Here is an 18209-nt window from a genome sequence, read left to right on the forward strand (position 1 = left end):
GCGGGCGACGAAGTAGGCGTTGAAGGGGTCCTCCTCCAGCTCGTGCAGGACCACGTCGGTGAAGCCGGCCTCGTGCAGCATCCGCTGAGCCGTCTGGACTCCCCAGACCGCGCCCAGGCCGTCACCGCCCTGCCCGAGGGAGACCGACATGCAGTGGAACGTCGACATGGCATAGAGCACCGCCGCCCAGGGCAGGCCGAGGTTGTCCTCGAGGTTGCTCTGCGTGTTGATGTCGACCATCAGGTAGGTGCCGTCAGGGCGGAGCGACCGGTGGATGTTCGCCAGCACCTGCGCGGGGTGGGCCTGGTCGTGGATGGCGTCGAAGGTGAGCACCAGGTCGTACGCCGACTCCGCGTCGAGTCCTGCGACGTCCTGCACCTCGAAGCGGGCGTTCGTCAGGCCCGACTCGGCCGCCTCGTCACGCGCTGCCTCGATTGCCTCCTCGCTGAAGTCGTAGCCCACGAACCGGCTGCGCGGATAGGCCCGTGCCAGCAGGTTGATGGCGTGGCCCTGGCCGCAGCCGATGTCCGCGACGTCGATCCCGCTTTCGAGCCGCGCCGTCACGCCGGTGAGCGGGACGATGACGTCGAGCAACGACGCGTCGTTGACCGCCGCGCTCTCCGCGGCCATCAGGGTGTGGAACGTGGGGTAGTCCTCGTACGAGAGCCCACCGCCTGTCCGGAACTTCTCGGCGACCAGCGGCGCCACCTGCCCCATCAGGGTGATGTAGCGCGTCATGCGGGCCAGGTTGTCGACGCCGTCCCCCGTGACGAACGGGGTGTGGTCGGGTCGCAGCGAGTAGGTGCGCGTGTCCGGGTGGTAGTCCACGAAGCCCGCAGTCACGACGCCGCCGAGCCACTCACGCACGTAGCGCTCGTCCAGCCCTGCTGCGTCGCCGATCTGCTCACTGGTCGCAGCCGGCATTGAGGCGAGGGTCTCGAACAGCCCCAGCTCGTGGCCGATGCTCGTGAACAGGCAGATCGCGCCGTCGTTCACGATGCCGATCAGCCGCTCCGCGACAGCGTCGGGGTCGGTCGCCTGCGCGACGGCGGGCTCGGTCTCGATCGTGGTCATCTCGTCCTCCTCGTTCAGGTCCCGGAGTGTCCGGATGAGGGGACGCTAGGAGCGCGACGGCGTACGCCGCGTCGGGCGGATCGTGCATCCCGCGCCGGGCGTGTGGTGCGGATGCTGCAGTCAGAGCCGGTGCTCGTGCGCCCAGGCCGCAGCCGCGGTCCGTGACGACACCCCGATCTTGATGAAGATGTTGGCGAGGTGACGCCCGACGGTCTTCTCGCTGATCGTCAGGGCCTCCGCCACCTCGCGGTTGCTGGCGCCCGCGGCGACGCATCTGAGCACCTCGACCTCTCGTTCCGTCAACCCGCCGGGCAGTTCACGCCGAGACAGCCGTTCCAGGTCCGGACGCGCCCCGAGCCGCGTGTAGATCGCGATCGCCGTGGCCTCCTCCGCTCGCGCGCGCTCGGCGTCTCCCAGGGCGCGGGCCGCGGCGGCGAGCTGCTCGTGGACCATCGCGGACGCATGCCGGTACCGTTGCTCGCGGTAGACCTTGGCGGCCCGTTCCAGCGGCGGTACGGCCGCGGCCGGATCCCCGGCGTCCAGAAGGACGGCGGCCCGAGCGCGATCTGCCCGCGCGGCCAGGCCGGGAGTGCCGTACCAGGTGGCCGTCTCCTCCAGCTCGCACGTCAGCGTCTCGGCGTACGACGCATCGCCCGCGGCCAGCGCCAGCTCGACGGCCGGCAGCAGCATCCGGGCGCGGACGAGTCGGTTCTGGTCCGCCAGTGCCTCCCGCAGCTGAGCCAGTGCACCCTCGGGGTCGCCGCTGTCGCGCAGGAGAAGCGCCGACCCCGGCTGGGCCTCGTGCAGGAGCTCGCGTGCCCGGGCGAACGCCTGCTCGGCGCCGGCCGCGTCGCCGCGGAGGCGGCGTACCTCCCCGAGCGTGTAGTACCCCTCGCCCGCCAGCCAGCCGTGCGCGCCCTCCAGGTTCGCGCTCTGGTCGCCGAGCTCGCGCTCCACGGTGTCCCAGTCGCCCTCGGCGGCGATCAGCTGCAGCTCGTGGATGCGCGTCACACCGGCGTACATGAAGGTCTCCGAGAGTGGGGTGGCCCACCGGGCGAGGGACGACGTCCACGACCGCATCCGGCTCAGGTCGGCCAGGTCGTCGCACAGGTGGATCACGGTGCAGTAGATGTCGCCCGACCACAGCGGGTCGACCTGGCCGCCCAGCACCGGGAGCATCGCCTCGTCCAGCTGCGCGAAGCCAGAGGTCGTGTCGCCCGCGCGAACCGCCGCCATGCCGCCGAGAGCAAGGGCGAAGCAGCCCAGTGCCGGGTCCGGGAACTCCTCCGCCAGCCGGCGCAGCTCGGCGGCCGCGTCGGCCGCGGGCGTCGGATCGCCGGTCAGGTCGAGGTCGCCGGCGGCGTCGACGTAGAGCAGGTAGCCGTGGAGTGCCGAGCGCGGTTGGCCGCTCGCCAGGCGGCGTGCTCGCGCCAGCCAGGCCTCGCCGATCTTGAGGTCGCCGCGCGTGAACCAGGCCATCGCCAGTCGCAGGGCCCGGTCCGCCGCGGCGGGCTCGTCGCCGTCGGCACGCAACCGCTGGTAGACCTCCTCGGAGATCTCCATCGCGGTGGGTGAGTCGCCCAGCCACCAGGCGGCGTCGCTGAGGAGCACGAGGTCGTCGGTGTCGAGCGCGCTGCGGTCCCCGCCGAGCCGGTCGACGACGGCCCGCCAGTCGCGTCGTTCGTACGCGTCGCGGACCGCAGCGGTGGCCACCTCTGCACCCCTCCTACCCGGCGCCCGAGGCGGTCAGCGTCGGCGTCGGCCCCGTCGGCGGGTCGGCTCCGGCGCGGAGGGCGCCTGCCGATCAGTGTGCCGCGTCTGGCGCCGCTCCCGCCAGCGCCGGATCTCCGCCTCGACATCGCGGGTCGGTGTGATCACCGGTGGACCGCCCTCGAGCTGGCGCCGCGCGGCGATGATCCGCTTGTTGAAGTCCTCGAGCTCCCGGCGAACCTCGCGCTCGGAGGTGATCCGGTCGAGCCGGTCGTCGAGCTCGAGGTCGTCCTTGCGCAGCTGCAGTGCCGGCGGCAGTACGCCGGTGATCTTCTCGCGCTCCACCAGCTGCTTGACCCACCAGTCGGGGTCGTGCTGCGTGCCGAGGTTCTTGATCGGCTTCCCGGCGCCCGGCAGGTCGTCGAACTCGCCGCGCGCCATGGCCTGCCGGATCTGCTGGTCGACCCAGCTGTGCTGGTCGCGCATCCGCGCGGCCGCGGCACCCTGGCCGGTGCGGCGGTCCCGCTCCGGCGTCCGGTCCGGCCGATCCACCATGCCCCGATTCTACGAAACCGTCGACCCGTACGGGGCCCGACTCAACGGTGGGTGGGGAGGTCGGAGAAGGCGTGTTTCGGTGCGGCGAGCAGTGCCAGTGCCGCGAGGAAGGCCGCGCCGGAGCACACGGCCCAGACGGTGAGGTAGCCGCTCAGCGGGGCGACCTGCTCACCGGCGGCGTCCAGCGAGCCGGTGGCGGTGAGCGCGATCGCGAAGACCGCGGAGGCGATCGCACCGCCCACGGTCTTGGTGCCGTTGGTCATGCCGGTCGCAATACCGGTGCGTTCCGGTGGCGCCGCGGCCGCCGCAGCGGCCGGTAGCGCGGCGACCAAGGCCCCCGAACCGAGACCGGCGATACCCATGTTGACGAGCGCTTGCGTGGTCGTCTCGTGGAACGGCAGCCACAACAGGTAGCCGAGGCCGACCATCGCGCACGCCACGACCAGGGCACGTCGTACGCCGAGCAGCCGAGACGTCACCGGCAGCGTGAAGGCGCCGACGGCCAGGGTGACGACGTACAACCCGATCAGGGTGGAGATGAAGGCGGAGTCGGCGCCGAGCCCGTAGCCGCGTACGTCCGGGTCCGCCTGCGCGAACGTCGACAACGGGATCTGGCCGGCGAGCACGGGGATGCCGAACAGGAACGCCGTCAGCTGCACTGGCCACTGCGCGGGCCGGGCGAACAGCCGTACGTCGACGATCGGCTCGGCCAGCCCCAGCTCGTAGCGGATGAACGGCACGAAGGTCGCCAGGCCCAGCAGGATGGTCAACCAGGCGCGCAGGCTGGCGGGACCGTCGACCCGGATGAGCACCAGCCCGCCCATCACCAGCAGCAGGGCCAGGGTCACCAGCGCGAGGCCGGTCCAGTCGATCCCCCCGGAGGATTCGCCGGCCGCGTCCTCGATGCCGAACAGGATCACGAAGAACACGGCCGTGACGACGATCGCGGGCAGCGCCAGGATCAGGTTCATCCCGGTGGAGTCGACGAGCAGCCCGCTGGTCAGCGCACCGATGATGACCGCGAGCTCGAGGGCGCCGACGAGCACCGCAGCGCCCCGGCGGGTCAGCAGCTCCTGCCGGCCGGAAGCGCGGGTCCGCCGGTGGATGATCGCGATCTCGAGGGGCAGCCAGACGACGTACGCACCCTGGATCGCCCAGCCGATCAGGAACGTCGTGAACGACGGCGCGAAGGCGAGGATCCACGAGCCGAGGGCGGTGACCGCCGTGGAGAGCAGCAGCACCTTCTTGTGACCGATCAGGTCGCCGAGCCGGGACAGGATCGGGATGCACAGCGCCGAGACGATCAGCTGCGCCGCCTCGAACCAGTTGACGTCGCCCTCGGGGATGCTGAGGTGGTCGGCGATCTGCGGGAAGATCGGCGTGTAGTAGCCCTGGAGCACGCCGCTCGCGATCTCGACGCACACGAGGAACCCGACGACGGCCGCCAGTCCGTGGACCGGTCGCACCGGCGACCCGGTGGGGGCGCTGGTCACGGCAGCTTCTCGATCAGACGCCGGTACCAGGCGATCCCCGCCTGGAAGTCGTCGACCCGGAGGTGCTCGTCGTAGGAGTGGATGGCCTCACGCTGTGCCTTCGTCATGCGATACGGCGCGAACCGGTAGACCCGGTCGCAGATCCGGGTGAAGAAGCGGCCGTCGGTGGCGGCCATCATCACGTACGGCGACACGACCGCGTCGGGGAAGAGCTCGTCCACGGTCGACTCGAGGAGCGCGAACGCCTCGTCGCCGTCGTACGGCGAGACCGGGCTCGCCTCGCCGGCCGTCACGACCTCGACCCGCACCTGGTCGTCGCGGATCGCCTTGCGGACGTGCTCGACCACGTCGGCCACCGAGTCGCCGACCATCACGCGCACGTTCACGCCGGCGGTCGCGTTGCTGGCGATGACGTTGTGGGCGGGGGAGCCGCTGAGGGTCGTGACCGCCGCTGTGGTCCGGGTCATGGCCGCGGACTCCGGGCCGGCCGCGATCAGCGCCCGGGTCAGCAGCGGCTGCAACCGGTCGGCCCGAGCCAGCAACGGCCCTAGGACGGTCGGCGCGTGCGGCGCCAGCCTGCGCATCAGCTCGAGAGTGGGGGCCGGGGTGCTGGGCGGGAACGGGGTCCGGTCGAGCCGCACGATCGCCCGGCCCAGTCGTGCGGTCGGTCCGTTGCGCGCCGGCGTGGACGCGTGGCCGCCGCGCCCCTCGACGCTCAGACGCAGGTCGGTCGTGCCCTTCTCGGTCACGCCGATCACCGCGACCGGCGGGTCGACCCCTGGGAACGCCTGGTGGGCGACCGCGCCGCCCTCGTCGAGCACGAACCATGGCTGGACGCCTCGCCGCTCCAGCTCCGCCACGGCGTCCGAGGCGGCCTGGCCCGACACCTCCTCGTCGCAGCCGAACGAGAGCCACACGTCCTGGGCGGGCGTCACGTCGTCGGCGAGCAGCTGCTCGACAGCGGCGCAGATCCCGACCAGGCAGCCCTTGTCGTCGAGCGTGCCGCGGCCCCAGATCGCACCGCCCACCAGGTCGGCCGAGAACGGCGGGTGCTGCCAGGGCGCGTCCTCGTCCACCGGCACCACGTCGAGGTGAGCCATCAGGACGACCGGCCGGTCAGCCGAGCGACCGCGCCAGTGGAACAGCAGGCCGTGACTGCGGATCCGGGTGAGCTCGAGGTGTCGGTGGAGCAGGGGGAAGCGGCGTCCGAGCTCGTCGACGAACGCGTCGAAGGCGCCCACATCGATCCGCTCGACCTCGGCGTACGACACCGTCGGGATGCGCACGAGCGCCTGCAGCGCCGCCACGGCCCCATCGGTCATGGCCGCAACCTAGCGCCACCCTCCATCGGCGAGCCGTCACTTGTGCAGCTCCCCCATGCGCCGAGCCGTCACTTGTGCGGGTTCGATGCTGCAGGAGTGACGACTCGGGGGCTTATGAACCTGCAGAAGTGACGGGTCACCGGGTGGGGGGCCAGCCCCCGCGATGGACGAGCTCGTCGAGGGGCACGCGGCGGCGGGTCCGCGCCGAGCCGGGCGGGCCGGCGTCGTCGGCGAGGTGGCCGATCGTGATCGCCCCGATCGGGTCGTGGGTGTCGGGGATCGCGAACTCGCTTCTCACCGCGCGTACGCGGTCGACCGGGATGCCGAAGAACAGCGCGCCCAGCCCCTCGTCGACCGCGGTCTGGAGGATGAGCAGGCTCGCCATCGCGGTGTCCATGTGCCAGTACGGGACCGGCCAGCGGCTGTCGTCGCGGTCGGCCCAACCCTTGTCGGGCTCGGCGTACCGGTCGAGGTAGGCCGCCTTGCTGGAGCACGGGATGACCACGACCGGTGCCCGCATCATCCCGGCGAGCCAGCGGTCGGGTCTCGCGAGCCGGTCGGGTGGTGTGGCCGACTCCCAGTAGCGATGTACGTCGTCGGGCCGGTCGAGCAGCACGAACGCCCACCCCTGGCTGAAGCCCGCGCTCGGCGCCCGGGTCGCGTTGCGGAGAGCACGCTCGACGACGGCCGGGTCGACCGGGCGCTCGGCGTAGTTACGGATCATGCGCCGGCGGTCGACGACCTCTTGGAACTCCATGCCGTGAGCCTGACACGTCTCGGATCCCAGACCGCCGGGCGTCACCGCGCTTGCCGCGGGACCACCGCGACCGGTGGACTGGGCCCATGACCTTCGAGGAGATGTGGGCCGACCTCGCGCCGATCGGCCGCTCCTCGAGCTCCGGTGGCTACTTCCGGCAGCCGTGGGCGGCAGCGGAGTCGGAGCTGCGGGGGTGGTTCGCCCACGCGGCGGCCTCCCGAGGACTGCGGCTCGAGAGCGATGCGCTCGGCAACCAGATCGCGTGGTGGGACGTGGGCTCCGGCTCGGCGGTCCTCACCGGGTCGCACCTGGACAGCGTGCTCGACGGAGGCGCGTACGACGGCCCGCTCGGTGTTGTCACCGGGCTGGCGGCCATCGACGAGCTTCGCTCGCGAGGAGTCGTGCCCGGCCGCCCGATCGGGGTGTCGGTGTTCGTGGAGGAGGAGGGCTCGCGGTTCGGGCTGGCCTGCCTGGGGTCGCGAGTGGCGACCGGGGCACTGCCGTGGGCCACTGCGCGCGAGCTGCGGGACCGCGACGGTGTGTTCCTCCCCGACGCGCTGGCTGCGGCCGGTCTCGGGGCGTCGGACCCCGGCCGGTGGGCGGAGCTCGAGGAGGTCGGCTGTTTCGTGGAGCTGCACGTGGAGCAGGGTCGCGACCTGGTGGAGCGCGGCGCCGCGGTCGGTGTCGCGAGCGGGATCTGGCCGCACGGCCGCTACCGCTTTGACTTCGCCGGTGAGGCCAACCACGCGGGCACGACCCGGATGGCAGATCGGCGGGACCCGATGCTGAGCTATGCGATGACCGCGCTAGCGGCGAACAAGCAGGCCCGGCTCGCCGACGCCAGGGCGACCTTCGGCCGCGTGCAGGTCGAGCCGAACGGCACCAACGCGGTGCCGTCGCACGTGACGGCGTGGCTGGACGCGCGGGCGGCGACGGACGAGTCGCTGCAGGAGCTGGTGGCCGCGGTGACCCGGCAGGCGGCCGAGCGGGCGGAGCGGGACGGGACTTCGCTGAGGGTCACCGCCGAGTCGACGTCGGGGGAGGTCGTCTTCGACGCGAGCCTTGCCTCGCGGATCGCCGGCGGCCACGCCGTCGGTGGCTGGCCGGTCATCCCGACCGCGGCCGGTCACGACGCCGGGATCCTCCACGCCGCCGGCATCCCCACCGCGATGCTGTTCGTCCGCAACCCCACCGGGGTCTCCCACTCGCCGGCGGAGCACGCGGAGATGGCGGACTGCCTGGTCGGCGTCTCCGCGCTGGCCGACACGCTCGAGCGGCTCGCGTCGTGACCTCGGCGTACCACCTCGAGCGGGCGTGGGTGGCCGGGGCCGTGCACGACGACGTGCTGGTGGAGATCGACGACGGTCGCTTCACCCGGGTCGAACCTCGTGCGCGAGTCCAGGACCTCGGGGTCGATGATTCGGTCACGAAGTCGTCGGTTCCCCGCTCAGGCGGGGAAACCCCGACCCGCCTCCCGGGACTGACGCTCCCCGGTTTCGCCAACACCCACAGCCACGCGTTCCATCGGGCCCTCCGGGGCCGGACGCAGCGCGAGCGGGGCTCGTTCTGGACCTGGCGGGAGCAGATGTACGCCGTGGCCGAGCGGCTCGACCCGGACTCCTACCACGCGCTCGCCCGGGCCACGTTCCGGGAGATGCTCGCCGCCGGCATGACCTCCGTGGGGGAGTTCCACTACCTGCACCACCAGCCCGACGGCACGCCGTACGCCGATCCGAACGCGATGTCCCACGCACTGGTGGCCGCCGCCCAGGAGGCCGGGATCCGGCTGACGCTGCTCGACACCTGCTACCTCTCGGCCGGGTTCGGCCGGCCCCCCGAAGGCGTGCAGCGGCGGTTCAGCGACGGCGACGTCGACCGCTGGCTGGGCCGGGTCGACACGATGCGCGCGGAGGGGATCGTCCTCGGCGCGGCGATCCACTCCGTCCGCGCCGTTCCCGCCGAGGTGATGCCGGCGATCGCGGAGTGGGCGATCGGACGGCCCCTCCACGTCCACGTGTCCGAGCAGGTCGCGGAGAACCGGGACTGCGTCGCCGCCTACGTCCGGACCCCCACCGAGCTGCTCGCCGACCACGACGTCCTCGGGCCGCTCACCACCGCCGTCCACGCCACGCACCTCACCGACGACGACGTCACCCACCTCGCCGCGTCCCGCACGTACGCCGGCTTCTGCCCGACGACCGAGCGCGACCTCGGTGACGGCGTCGGCCCGTCGACCCGGCTGCGTGAGGCCGGCGTCAGACTCACCCTGGGCAGCGACAGCCACGCCGTCGTCGACCCGTTCGAGGAGATGCGGGCGCTCGAGATGGACCAGCGGCTGGTGACCCAGGAGCGCGGGCACTGGACCGCGGCGGAGCTGCTCGACACTGCGACGGTGCACGGCCAGGTGAGTCTCGGGTGGGACGAGGCCGGCGCGATCGCGGTCGGTCAGCGGGCCGACCTCGTCACGCTCGACACCGCCACCCCCCGCACCGCCGGCACCGGCGCGGACGAGCACACCGCGGTGTTCTCGGCGACCGGCGCCGACGTCACGCAGGTGGTGGTCGACGGCCGGCTCGTCGTTCGCCAGGGTGACAGCGAGGAGATCGGGCGCGAGCTCGCCGAGGCCATCGGAGCGGTGTGGGCATGAGCGTCCTGATCACCCACATCGGGGAGCTGACGACCAACGACCACGACCGGCCGCTGACGGACGCCGCCCTCGTGCTCGACGGACCGCGGATCACCTGGGTCGGACCGGCCGACGAGGCGCCCGCAGCCGACCAGCACGTCGACGCGGGCGGCCGCGCCGTGATCCCGGGGTTCGTCGACAGCCACAGCCACCTCGTCTTCGCCGGCGACCGCGCAGCCGAGTTCGCCGCCAGGATGGCCGGTGAGTCGTACGCCGCAGGCGGTATCCGCACCACGGTCGCCGCGACCCGCGCCGCCTCGGACGAGCACCTCACGAGTCACGTCGCCCGGCTGGTCGCCGAGATGCACCGCCAGGGCACCACCACCGTCGAGATCAAGAGCGGCTACGGCCTGACCGTCCACGACGAGGCGCGCAGCCTCGCGGTCGCCCGGCAGTTCACCGACGAGACGACGTTCCTCGGTGCTCACGTCGTGCCCGACACTGACGCCGGTGAGCCGGCCGACGCCACGGCGTACCTCGACCTGGTCACCGGCCCGATGCTCGACGCCTGCGCACCCCACGCCCGTTGGATCGACGCGTTCTGCGAGGAGGGTGCGTTCGACGTCGACCAGGCGCGCACCGTGCTCGAGGCGGGCGCGGCGGTCGGGCTGGGAGGGCGCCTGCACGCCAACCAGCTCACGTACGGCGCGGGGGTGCGGCTGGCCGCCGAGCTCGGGCTCCCAGCGGTCGACCACTGCACGTTCCTGCGTGACGCCGACGTGGCGGCGCTCGCCGACAGCGGCACCGTGGCCACGCTGCTGCCGGGGGTGGAGTTCTCCACCCGGCAGCCGTACCCGGACGCGCGGCGGCTCCTGGACGCCGGGGTGACCGTAGCGCTCGCCAGCGACTGCAACCCGGGGTCGTGCTTCACCAGCTCGGTGCCGCTGTGCATCGCACTGGCGGTCCGCGAGATGGGAATGACCCCGGCCGAGGCGGTCTGGGCCGCGACCGCGGGGGGCGCACGCGCCCTCGATCGGGACGACGTGGGAGTCCTGGCGCCCGGCAGGCGGGCCGACCTCCTCCTGCTCGACGCCCCCTCCGCCGTCCACCTCGCCTACCGGCCCGGCGTACCGCTCGTCGCGTCGGTCTGGAAGGACGGCCGACCCCTCTGAGGTGGCTCGCGGGTGCCTCAGATAAGGCACCTGCCCGATGTGCGGCCCTACCTCAGACGAGCAATCTCGACCTTGTCAACGAGAAGAGCAAGAACTGACGAGGAGAACGAGATGTTCGAGATCGACCACACCTACCTGGACTACGAGCTGGCCTACCGCGCCGAGCGGTTGAAGGGCGAGCGCCCCGACCAGCATCACGACGGCCACCGCACCCTGCGGGCCGTCCGCCGCCGGAAGGACGGCAACCAGACTCGTCGTGCCGCCTGATGTCGGCGGTTGCCGCCATGATGGACATCGTGGCGACCCAGACCAGTCGGACCCTCGTTGGTCGTGACAGCGAGCTGAAGGACCTCGAGTCCTGGCTCCGCGAAGCGGCCGACGAGGGTCCCTCCCTGTCCGGGGTCGTGGTCTCCGGTGACGCCGGCGTCGGCAAGACCAGGCTTCTCACCGAGGTCCGCGACCGGCTGGCCGCCGACGGCTGGCGCGTCCTGGCCGGGCACTGCCTCGACCTGGGCGACACCGGACTGCCCTACCTTCCGTTCTCCGAGATCCTCGGCCGGCTCGACAACGAGCTCCCCGAGGCCGTCGCCACCGTCGCCTCCCAGCACCCCACACTGGCCCGGCTCCAGCCCGGCCGCCGCACGCTCGCCGCCGAAGGTGGTGGCGGCGCCACCATCGACCGGTCGGCGCTCTTCGACGCCGTGCGCGCCCTGATCGAGGAGGCGGCTCGCGAGGCGCCGCTCCTGGTGGTCGTCGAGGACGCCCACTGGGCCGACCAGTCGACGCGCGATCTCCTCAGCTTCCTCTTCACTCGTGACTTCACCGGCTCCGTGGCGCTCGTCGTGAGCTACCGGGCCGACGACCTCCACCGACGCCACCCGCTTCGACGCCACCTCGCGGAGTGGACCCGGATCCCTGGCGTACGACGGCTCGCGCTGACGCCCTTGGCCGACGACGCGGTCCAGGCCCTGATCGCCGAGCTCGTGCCAGGCGGGCTCTCGATGGCCGAGACCGTCGACATCGTCGACCGGGCCGAGGGCAACGCGTTCTTCGTGGAGGAGCTCACCAGCGCCGCGGCCGGTCCCGGTCGCTGGGTGCCCGCCGAGCTGGCCGACGTGCTCCTCGTCCGCCTCGACCGGCTCGACGACGCCGCCCGCCAGGTGGTCCGCACCGCGAGCGTCGCGGGTCGCAAGGTCTCCCACGACCTGCTGGCGGCGGCGTCCGGGCTCGACCCGGCCGCGCTCGACGAAGGGCTGCGGCAGGCCGCCGAGATGAACGTGCTGGTCCCCGACGGCGACCGGTACGCCTTCCGACACGCGCTGCTCGGCGAGGCGGTCTACGACGACCTGTTGCCGGGGGAGCGGGTCAGACTGCATGACCGGTTCGCGACCGCCCTGCGTGAGGGCGGGGTCACCGGCACGGCCGCCGAGCTCGCCCGCCACTCGCGGCTCGCACACGACCTCCAGACCGCGCTGCACGCGAGCATCCGCGCCGGCCACGATGCGCTGTCGGTCGGTGGGCCGGACGAGGCCGTCGACCACTACGAGCAGGCACTCGAGCTGCTCACCGACCCGCGACGGACGGGCGACCTCGACGTCGACCGGTCCGCGCTCGTCGTCAACCTCGCCGACGCACTCGCCGCATCGGGTCGGCCGCAGCGAGCGGCCGCGCTGCTCGGCGAGGAGCTCGAGCTGCTGCCGTCCGACGCCCCCGACGCCTGGCGCGCCCGGCTGCTCGCGGCTCGCGCGTACCTGCTCATGATCACCGAGACCGAGGACGACCCGTCCCAGATCTCCGAGGAGGCGTACCGGCTGGTCCCCGACGGCGAGACCCCGTTGCGGGCCCGCGTCCTCGCCACCCACGCCCGGATCCTCACGGCGTACCGTCGTCACGAGGAGGCGCAGTCGATCGCGCTCGAGGGCCTCTCGATGGCCGAACGGCTCCAGATGTCCGACCTCGTCTCCGACATCCTCGTCACCCTCAGCCAGGCGCGTCACACCGGTCCGCACGCGGGCCTGCGTGAGGCGCTGCGCGAGGCGATCGAGCAGTCACGCGCGGCCGGCGCGATCGAGGCCGAGCTGCGCGGCCACTTCATGCTCGGCCGCTCCTACGAGGACATGGGGGAGTGGCCGGAGGCCGAACGGGCCTTCCGGCAGGGAGCAGACCGGGCAGCCGAGGTCGGGCTGCCGTACGCGCCGTACGGCTTCGAGTCGCGCTGGCACCTGATCTTCCAGTACACCGTCCGCGGGCACTGGGACGCAGCGCTCGAGCTGGCCGCTGCCGTCGGGTCGCCCCCGAAGATCCAGCAGGGCGTCGTCGACCTCTTCGTGCTCCACATCCGGCAGGCCCGTGGCGCGTCGGTCGCCGACCGACTCCCCGCGCTGCGCAAGCTGTGGGTGAAGGAGGGGCTGATCGCGATCCACTCCGCCCCGCTCGAGATGGTCGAGGCGGTCCGGGCCGGCGACCCGGCCGGCGTCCTCGCGGCGTACGACGACGCCGTCGAGCTGCTCTCGCGGCTCTGGCAGCCATGGTTCTCGGCACGGATCCGGATGGCCGCCACGGCGATCGGCGCCATCGCGGACCTGTTCCCCGCGGTCGCCGCGACCGATCGGCCGGCCCTCGTCGAGCGTGCCGCCAGGCTGCTCTCCGACGGCCGGATGGTGCTCGAGCGCTACCCGTCGCCCTCCGGGCTGTGGGGGCCGGAGGGGGTCGCGTGGACCAAGCGGCTCGAGGCCGAGGCTCTTCGACTGCGCTGGCTGGCAGGTGATCCGCCAGACGACGACGACCTCATCGAGGCCTGGCGCAGTGCCGCGACCGCCTTCGAGACGTTCGGCGACGCCTACCAGCTGGCCCTGGTGCGGGTCGTGCTGGCGACGGTCCTGCGAGCCACGGGCGACGCCGCCGGCGCACGTGAGGTCGCCGACCAGGCACGGTCCGCCGCGCACGCGCTCGGAGCCCAGCCGCTGGTCGACCAGCTGATAGCGCTGGGGTCGCGCAAGCAGCGACAGTCGGCCGGCACCGCCACCCTCACTGCCCGCGAGACCGAGATCCTGGCGCTGGTCGCTGAAGGCCGGTCGAACGGCGAGATCGGGAAGCAGCTGTACATCAGCACCAAGACGGTCTCGGTCCACGTCTCCAACATCCTCGCCAAGCTCGGCGCGGCCGGCCGCACCGAGGCGGCCGCGATCGCGCGCCGTCGGGGCCTGCTCGAGTGACCGTCGGCCGATCGTTCACCCCCTGTGGGGTGGGTGCCATGTGCCTCAGGTGGCCGGTAGGTTCGGGCCACGGGCGGATCAGCCGCCCCACACTCTCGAGGAGGCGCTATGTCGAACAGCTCCGAGGAGCCCCTGAGCGACACTGACATGACGACCGGGGACACCCCGACGGCGTCGTCCATGCCGTCCGACGCCGACGGCACCGACGCCGATGGCACGGACGCCGATGGCACGGACGCCGACGGCACCGACGGGGACGCGACGGACACGACCGACGGCGACAGCACGGACGCGGACGGCACGGACGCCGACGGCACGGACGCGGACGGCACGGACGCCGACGGGACCGACGGCGGCGACGCAGACGGCACCGACGGCACGGACGGCTAGGACCACCCGCTGAGCGCGCTCGAGCTCCTCAGCGGTGACGCCCAGACCTTCCTCGCGAAGGTCTGGGCGACCCGCGTCCACCTGCACCAGACCGACCCCGACCGGCTGGTCGGCCTGCTGTCGTTCGACGACGTCGACCACCTGCTGACCGAGACCGCGATCCGAACGCCGGCGGTCCGGTTGGCGCAGGACGGCTCGGTGCTGCCCGAGTCGCGCTACACCCGGTCGGGGGCGACCCTGGCCGGCAAGCCGCTCACCGGCCTGGTCGATGCCCGGCGCGTGCTCCAGCTCTTCGACGAGGGTGCGAGCGTCGTCCTCCAGGGCCTCCACCGGTACTGGCCGCCGCTGCGCGAGTTGATCGCCGAGCTCGAGCTCGAGCTCGGCCACCCCTGCCAGGCCAACGCCTACCTCACCCCGCCCGGTTCCCAGGGCTTCGCGGTCCACTCCGACAGCCACGACGTCTTCGTCTTCCAGACCCACGGCCGCAAGCAGTGGGAGATCCACACCGACGACCGGGTCGACGCCGTGCTGCTCGAGCCGGGGCTCTCGATGTACCTGCCGACCGGTACGCCGCACGCGGCGCGCGCCCAGGACTCCGTCTCGCTCCACGTGACGCTCGGCATCAACCAGCTCACCTGGCGCAGCCTGGTCGAGCAGACCGTCCGCGACCTGCTCGTCGAGGTGCCCGACACCCACCTGCCTGCTGGTTACCTCGGCGATCCGGGGCTGCTCGCCTCCGGGCTCCGAGCGCGGCTGGACGAGGTGGCCGACCGGGTCCGTGACCTCGACACCGAGGCCACCGCGCGCGAGCGGGCCGAGCGCTTCCTCACCAGTCGTAGCGCCCGGCTGCGCGGAGGGCTGCGTGACGTCGTCGCGGTCCGTGAGCTGGCCGATGACACGCGCCTCGCCCGCCGAGCCGGCAGTCCGTGCGTGCTGGTCGAGCGCGAGGAGGGGCTGCGGGTGCTGCTGGGTGACCGGACGCTCGACGTACCGGCGCGGCTGCGGCCGGCGCTGGAGCAGGTCCGCTCCGCGGAGGTGCTGACTCCCGGTGACCTCGCCGAGCACCTCGACCCCCAGAGCCGGCTGGTGCTGTGCCGGCGCCTGGTCCGGGAGGGGCTGCTCGAGGTCGTCGGGTGAACGGCCGGTTCCGCTGCTCCCTGGCCAGCGCCCAGCGCGACGACGAGCTCGCCGGCACGGCGTCGACGGTGCGTGCCTTCCTGCTCGTGGAGTGCATCGGGTCGTGGGGTGTCGACGCGCTGCGCGACTCCCGGCTGCCGGAGGAGACCAAGCGAGTCCTGCGATCGGCGAAGGCACTGGGCGTCCGGGCCAACCTGGTCCGCCGGCACCGGGTCTCGGCCCGACAGGACGGGGTCCGGGTGTTCGCGGCGTACGCCGACCCCGTCCGTCCGTGGCTGGAGACGACGGTCCTGGACTCGCCCGCTGCCGTGGCCGACCTCGACCTGACCGCGCTCGGCGCCGGCCGCTCACCGGGCCTCACTCCCGTCTCGGAGTCGGTCTTCGGTGTCTGCACGCACGGTCGGCACGACGCCTGCTGTGCCGAGCTCGGCCGACCGGTGGCGACCGCTCTCAGCCACGCGCAGCCGGACGCGACGTGGGAGATCTCCCACATCGGGGGCGACCGGTTCGCGGGCAACCTGCTGGTGCTGCCACACGGCCTGTACTACGGGCGCGTCGATCCTCCTGCCGCGGTCTCGATCGCCGCCACCCATCGTTCCGGCCACCTCGACCTCGACCACCTCCGCGGCCGCTCGTCGTACCCCATGTCGGTGCAGGCGGCCGAGATCGCGCTGCGCCGGCAGCTCGGCGAGACCGCCCTGGACACGGTCCGGCCGGTCTCGCGCCGACGCGACGGTGCCGAGTGGCACGCCGTGTTCGACGTCGGCGCCGAGCGCTGGGAGGTCGTGCTCCGGAGCGCCCTCGACGAGACCGTGCGCCACCGGCTCACGTGTCTCGCCGTCAAGCCCGACGCGATCCCGCGCCACGACGTGCTGGCGGTGCGCCGGCTCGGCACGGCCTGAGTCGCGCCCTGGTGGACGGCGTTGACATACCCGTAGTATGTCTCCGCATGAGCGCCCTCTCGGACGGTGTCGAGGAGCTGACTGCGCGCCGGTTCGCGAAGATGCGGCCGTTCGGGGGTGATGCGCCGCCGCCGGTCGACACCAGCGGGCTGCCACCGGGCCCGCGGTGGCCCGAGATCGCGCAGAGCATCGGCCTGATCCGGTTCCGGCACCAGTTCGTGCCGTGGTGCCACCGCCGCTACGGCGAGGTGTTCACGGTGCGGATCCTCCCGAAGGGCCGGCCATTGGTGCTGTTCACCCGCCCCGAGCACGCGAAGGAGATCTTCGCCGGTGACCCCGAGGTGTTCCACGCGGGCAAGGGGAACGCCATCCTCGGCCCGATCATGGGCGAGCACTCGCTGCTGCTCCAGGACGGCGCGGAGCACAAGCGGGCCCGCAAGCTGTTGATGCCGGCGTTCAACGGCCACGCGCTGCGCGAGTACCGCGAGCTGGTCACCGAGGTCGCGCGATCCGAGGTCGCCGGGTGGCGTGACGGCGAGGAGTTCCGGTCCCTCGACCGGATGAACGCGCTGACCCTCGAGGTGATCCTGCGCGTCGTGTTCGGCGTCACCGACGAAGCGCGACTGGCCGGACTGCGCCCGCGGGTGAACCGGACGGTCGACGTCAACCCGGCCGTGCTGCTCGGGTGGGGGTACCCGCGGCTGCAGAAGTTCGGCCCGTGGCGGGCCACGGTCGAGAACGCCTACGCCCTCGACCGCTTGATGTACGCCGAGATCCGCGAGCGCCGCCACGCGGCGGACCTCGAGCAGCGCACCGACGTGCTCTCGCAGCTGATCAGGGTCGCGGACGGCGGGGACCGGCTGACCGACGAGGAGCTGCGCGACCAGCTGATCACGCTGCTGCTCGCCGGCCACGAGACCACGGCGTCGGCACTCGCCTGGACCCTCCACGAGGTCGGCCGCGACCCGCACCAGCGTGAGCGGGCCCGCGTCGCGGCCCGCGACGGCGACGACGAGTGGCTGGAGGCGCTGCTCAAGGAGTCGATGCGGCTGCACCCCGTGATCCCGATGGTGGTGCGCACGCTCCTGGAGCCGACCACGATCGGCGGGATCGACCTCCCGGCCGGCGTCACCGTGGGCCCGTCGATCCTGGTGGCGCACGCACGCGAGGAGAACCATCCCGACCCTGCGGTCTTCCGACCCGAGCGGTTCATCGGGCAGAACCCGCCCACCAACACCTGGATCCCTTTCGGCGGCGGCGTGCGCCGCTGCATCGGCGCGGGGTTCTCGGTGATGGAGGGAGTGGCGGCGCTCCGCGAGATCCTCTCGTCGTACGACGTGCAGGCGCTGGGGCGCGACGTCCCCAAGGTCCGCAACATCACCAGCGTTCCCCGCCGCGGCTCCCGGATCCGGGTCATCGCCCGCTGACGACAATTCCGGTGCGCGCGGCCGGGGGCGCTGCCACGATGGACGCTCATGACTTGGGGTGAGCGACTGCGCGCGCTGCGTATGGACGTGACGCCGCTGCGCGACTCCCGCGACTTCCGGCTGCTCTTCGCGGCCGGCACGGTCTTCTACCTCGGCGGGATGGTCTCCTACGTCGCGATCCCGTTCCAGGTCTACCGGCTGACCGGCTCCAACATCGCAGTCGGCGCCATCGGGCTGGCCGAGCTGGTCCCGCTGGTCGTGTTCGGCCTGTACGGCGGGGCCCTGGCGGATCACGTCGACCGGCGCCGGCTCCTGATCGGGTGCGGCGTCGCCCAGGTCGTCCTCACCGCGGTGCTCGGGGTCAACGCGTTCCGCGACGACCCGAGCGTGCCGCTGATCTTCGTGGTCTCGGCCCTGTTGGCGGCGGCC

Annotated in this window: 16 protein-coding genes; 10 read left to right on the plus strand and 6 right to left on the minus strand. The window is 72.6% G+C overall.

Going from position 1 to position 18209, the window contains the following annotated elements; all coding sequences use genetic code 11:
- The 6 genes from VFZ39_RS09040 to VFZ39_RS09065 form a co-directional block, all read right to left on the minus strand.
- Positions 1 to 1074, minus strand: a 1074-nt coding sequence (locus VFZ39_RS09040) for a class I SAM-dependent methyltransferase (RefSeq protein ID WP_330865408.1), incomplete at its 3' end; no start/stop codon positions are given.
- 120 nt (positions 1075 to 1194) lie between these two features.
- Positions 1195 to 2787: a LuxR C-terminal-related transcriptional regulator gene (locus tag VFZ39_RS09045; protein ID WP_330865409.1), complete on the minus strand. Its 1593-nt coding sequence runs from the start codon at positions 2785 to 2787 to the stop codon at positions 1195 to 1197.
- Between the two features lie 33 nt (positions 2788 to 2820).
- A complete protein-coding gene (locus tag VFZ39_RS09050; protein ID WP_330865410.1) occupies positions 2821 to 3339 on the minus strand; it encodes a DUF1992 domain-containing protein in 519 nt (172 codons plus the stop codon).
- Positions 3340 to 3380: 41 nt separating this feature from the next.
- Positions 3381 to 4832, minus strand: coding sequence for an MFS transporter (locus VFZ39_RS09055; protein WP_330865411.1), 1452 nt, complete (start codon positions 4830 to 4832; stop codon positions 3381 to 3383).
- Entirely contained in the window at positions 4829 to 6154 is a 1326-nt protein-coding gene (locus tag VFZ39_RS09060; RefSeq protein ID WP_330865412.1) for a M20/M25/M40 family metallo-hydrolase, read from the minus strand. The genes VFZ39_RS09055 and VFZ39_RS09060 overlap by 4 nt, the downstream gene beginning before the upstream one ends.
- Before the next feature lie 136 nt (positions 6155 to 6290).
- Complete coding sequence (locus VFZ39_RS09065; RefSeq protein WP_330865413.1) at positions 6291 to 6911, minus strand: nitroreductase family protein; 621 nt, start codon at positions 6909 to 6911, stop codon at positions 6291 to 6293.
- 86 nt (positions 6912 to 6997) lie between these two features.
- Here VFZ39_RS09065 and VFZ39_RS09070 point away from each other — a divergent pair, with 86 nt between their 5' ends.
- The 10 genes from VFZ39_RS09070 to VFZ39_RS09115 all read left to right on the plus strand — a co-directional run.
- The gene (locus tag VFZ39_RS09070) at positions 6998 to 8200 is read left to right on the plus strand and encodes an allantoate amidohydrolase (RefSeq protein WP_330865414.1); all 1203 of its coding nucleotides are present in this window, start codon (positions 6998 to 7000) and stop codon (positions 8198 to 8200) included.
- Positions 8197 to 9558 carry a formimidoylglutamate deiminase gene (locus tag VFZ39_RS09075; protein WP_330865415.1) on the plus strand — a complete coding sequence of 454 codons (1362 nt, stop codon included), beginning with the start codon at positions 8197 to 8199 and terminating at the stop codon, positions 9556 to 9558. Before VFZ39_RS09070 ends, VFZ39_RS09075 begins: the two co-directional genes overlap by 4 nt.
- The gene (gene hutI / locus VFZ39_RS09080; RefSeq protein WP_330865416.1) at positions 9555 to 10709 is read left to right on the plus strand and encodes an imidazolonepropionase; all 1155 of its coding nucleotides are present in this window, start codon (positions 9555 to 9557) and stop codon (positions 10707 to 10709) included. Before VFZ39_RS09075 ends, hutI begins: the two co-directional genes overlap by 4 nt.
- A gap of 111 nt (positions 10710 to 10820) precedes the next feature.
- Positions 10821 to 10976, plus strand: a complete 156-nt coding sequence (locus VFZ39_RS09085) for a hypothetical protein (protein WP_330865417.1) — start codon at positions 10821 to 10823, stop codon at positions 10974 to 10976.
- A gap of 17 nt (positions 10977 to 10993) precedes the next feature.
- Positions 10994 to 13924, plus strand: a complete 2931-nt coding sequence (locus VFZ39_RS09090) for a helix-turn-helix transcriptional regulator (RefSeq protein WP_330865418.1) — start codon at positions 10994 to 10996, stop codon at positions 13922 to 13924.
- 108 nt (positions 13925 to 14032) lie between these two features.
- Positions 14033 to 14314, plus strand: a complete 282-nt coding sequence (locus VFZ39_RS09095) for a hypothetical protein (protein ID WP_330865419.1) — start codon at positions 14033 to 14035, stop codon at positions 14312 to 14314.
- 198 nt (positions 14315 to 14512) lie between these two features.
- A complete protein-coding gene (locus tag VFZ39_RS09100) occupies positions 14513 to 15451 on the plus strand; it encodes a JmjC domain-containing protein (protein WP_330865420.1) in 939 nt (312 codons plus the stop codon).
- Positions 15448 to 16353, plus strand: a complete 906-nt coding sequence (locus VFZ39_RS09105; RefSeq protein WP_330865421.1) for a sucrase ferredoxin — start codon at positions 15448 to 15450, stop codon at positions 16351 to 16353. Before VFZ39_RS09100 ends, VFZ39_RS09105 begins: the two co-directional genes overlap by 4 nt.
- Positions 16354 to 16400: 47 nt before the next feature.
- A complete protein-coding gene (locus VFZ39_RS09110) occupies positions 16401 to 17780 on the plus strand; it encodes a cytochrome P450 (RefSeq protein ID WP_330865422.1) in 1380 nt (459 codons plus the stop codon).
- Positions 17781 to 17828: 48 nt separating this feature from the next.
- Positions 17829 to 18209 (plus strand): MFS transporter (locus VFZ39_RS09115; protein ID WP_330865423.1); only part of this gene is annotated, 381 nt, incomplete at its 3' end.

This window comes from Nocardioides sp. (assembly GCF_036374615.1).
GTDB lineage: Bacteria > Actinomycetota > Actinomycetes > Propionibacteriales > Nocardioidaceae > Nocardioides.

Coding starts and splice junctions, on each gene's coding strand:
- VFZ39_RS09050 (WP_330865410.1), bottom strand. CDS start 3,339: ATGGTGGATCGGCCGGACCGGACGCCGGAGCGGGACCGCCGCACCGGC.
- VFZ39_RS09060 (WP_330865412.1), bottom strand. CDS start 6,154: ATGACCGATGGGGCCGTGGCGGCGCTGCAGGCGCTCGTGCGCATCCCG.
- VFZ39_RS09065 (WP_330865413.1), bottom strand. CDS start 6,911: ATGGAGTTCCAAGAGGTCGTCGACCGCCGGCGCATGATCCGTAACTAC.
- VFZ39_RS09070 (WP_330865414.1), top strand. CDS start 6,998: ATGACCTTCGAGGAGATGTGGGCCGACCTCGCGCCGATCGGCCGCTCC.
- hutI (WP_330865416.1), top strand. CDS start 9,555: ATGAGCGTCCTGATCACCCACATCGGGGAGCTGACGACCAACGACCAC.
- VFZ39_RS09085 (WP_330865417.1), top strand. CDS start 10,821: ATGTTCGAGATCGACCACACCTACCTGGACTACGAGCTGGCCTACCGC.
- VFZ39_RS09090 (WP_330865418.1), top strand. CDS start 10,994: ATGATGGACATCGTGGCGACCCAGACCAGTCGGACCCTCGTTGGTCGT.
- VFZ39_RS09095 (WP_330865419.1), top strand. CDS start 14,033: ATGTCGAACAGCTCCGAGGAGCCCCTGAGCGACACTGACATGACGACC.
- VFZ39_RS09110 (WP_330865422.1), top strand. CDS start 16,401: ATGAGCGCCCTCTCGGACGGTGTCGAGGAGCTGACTGCGCGCCGGTTC.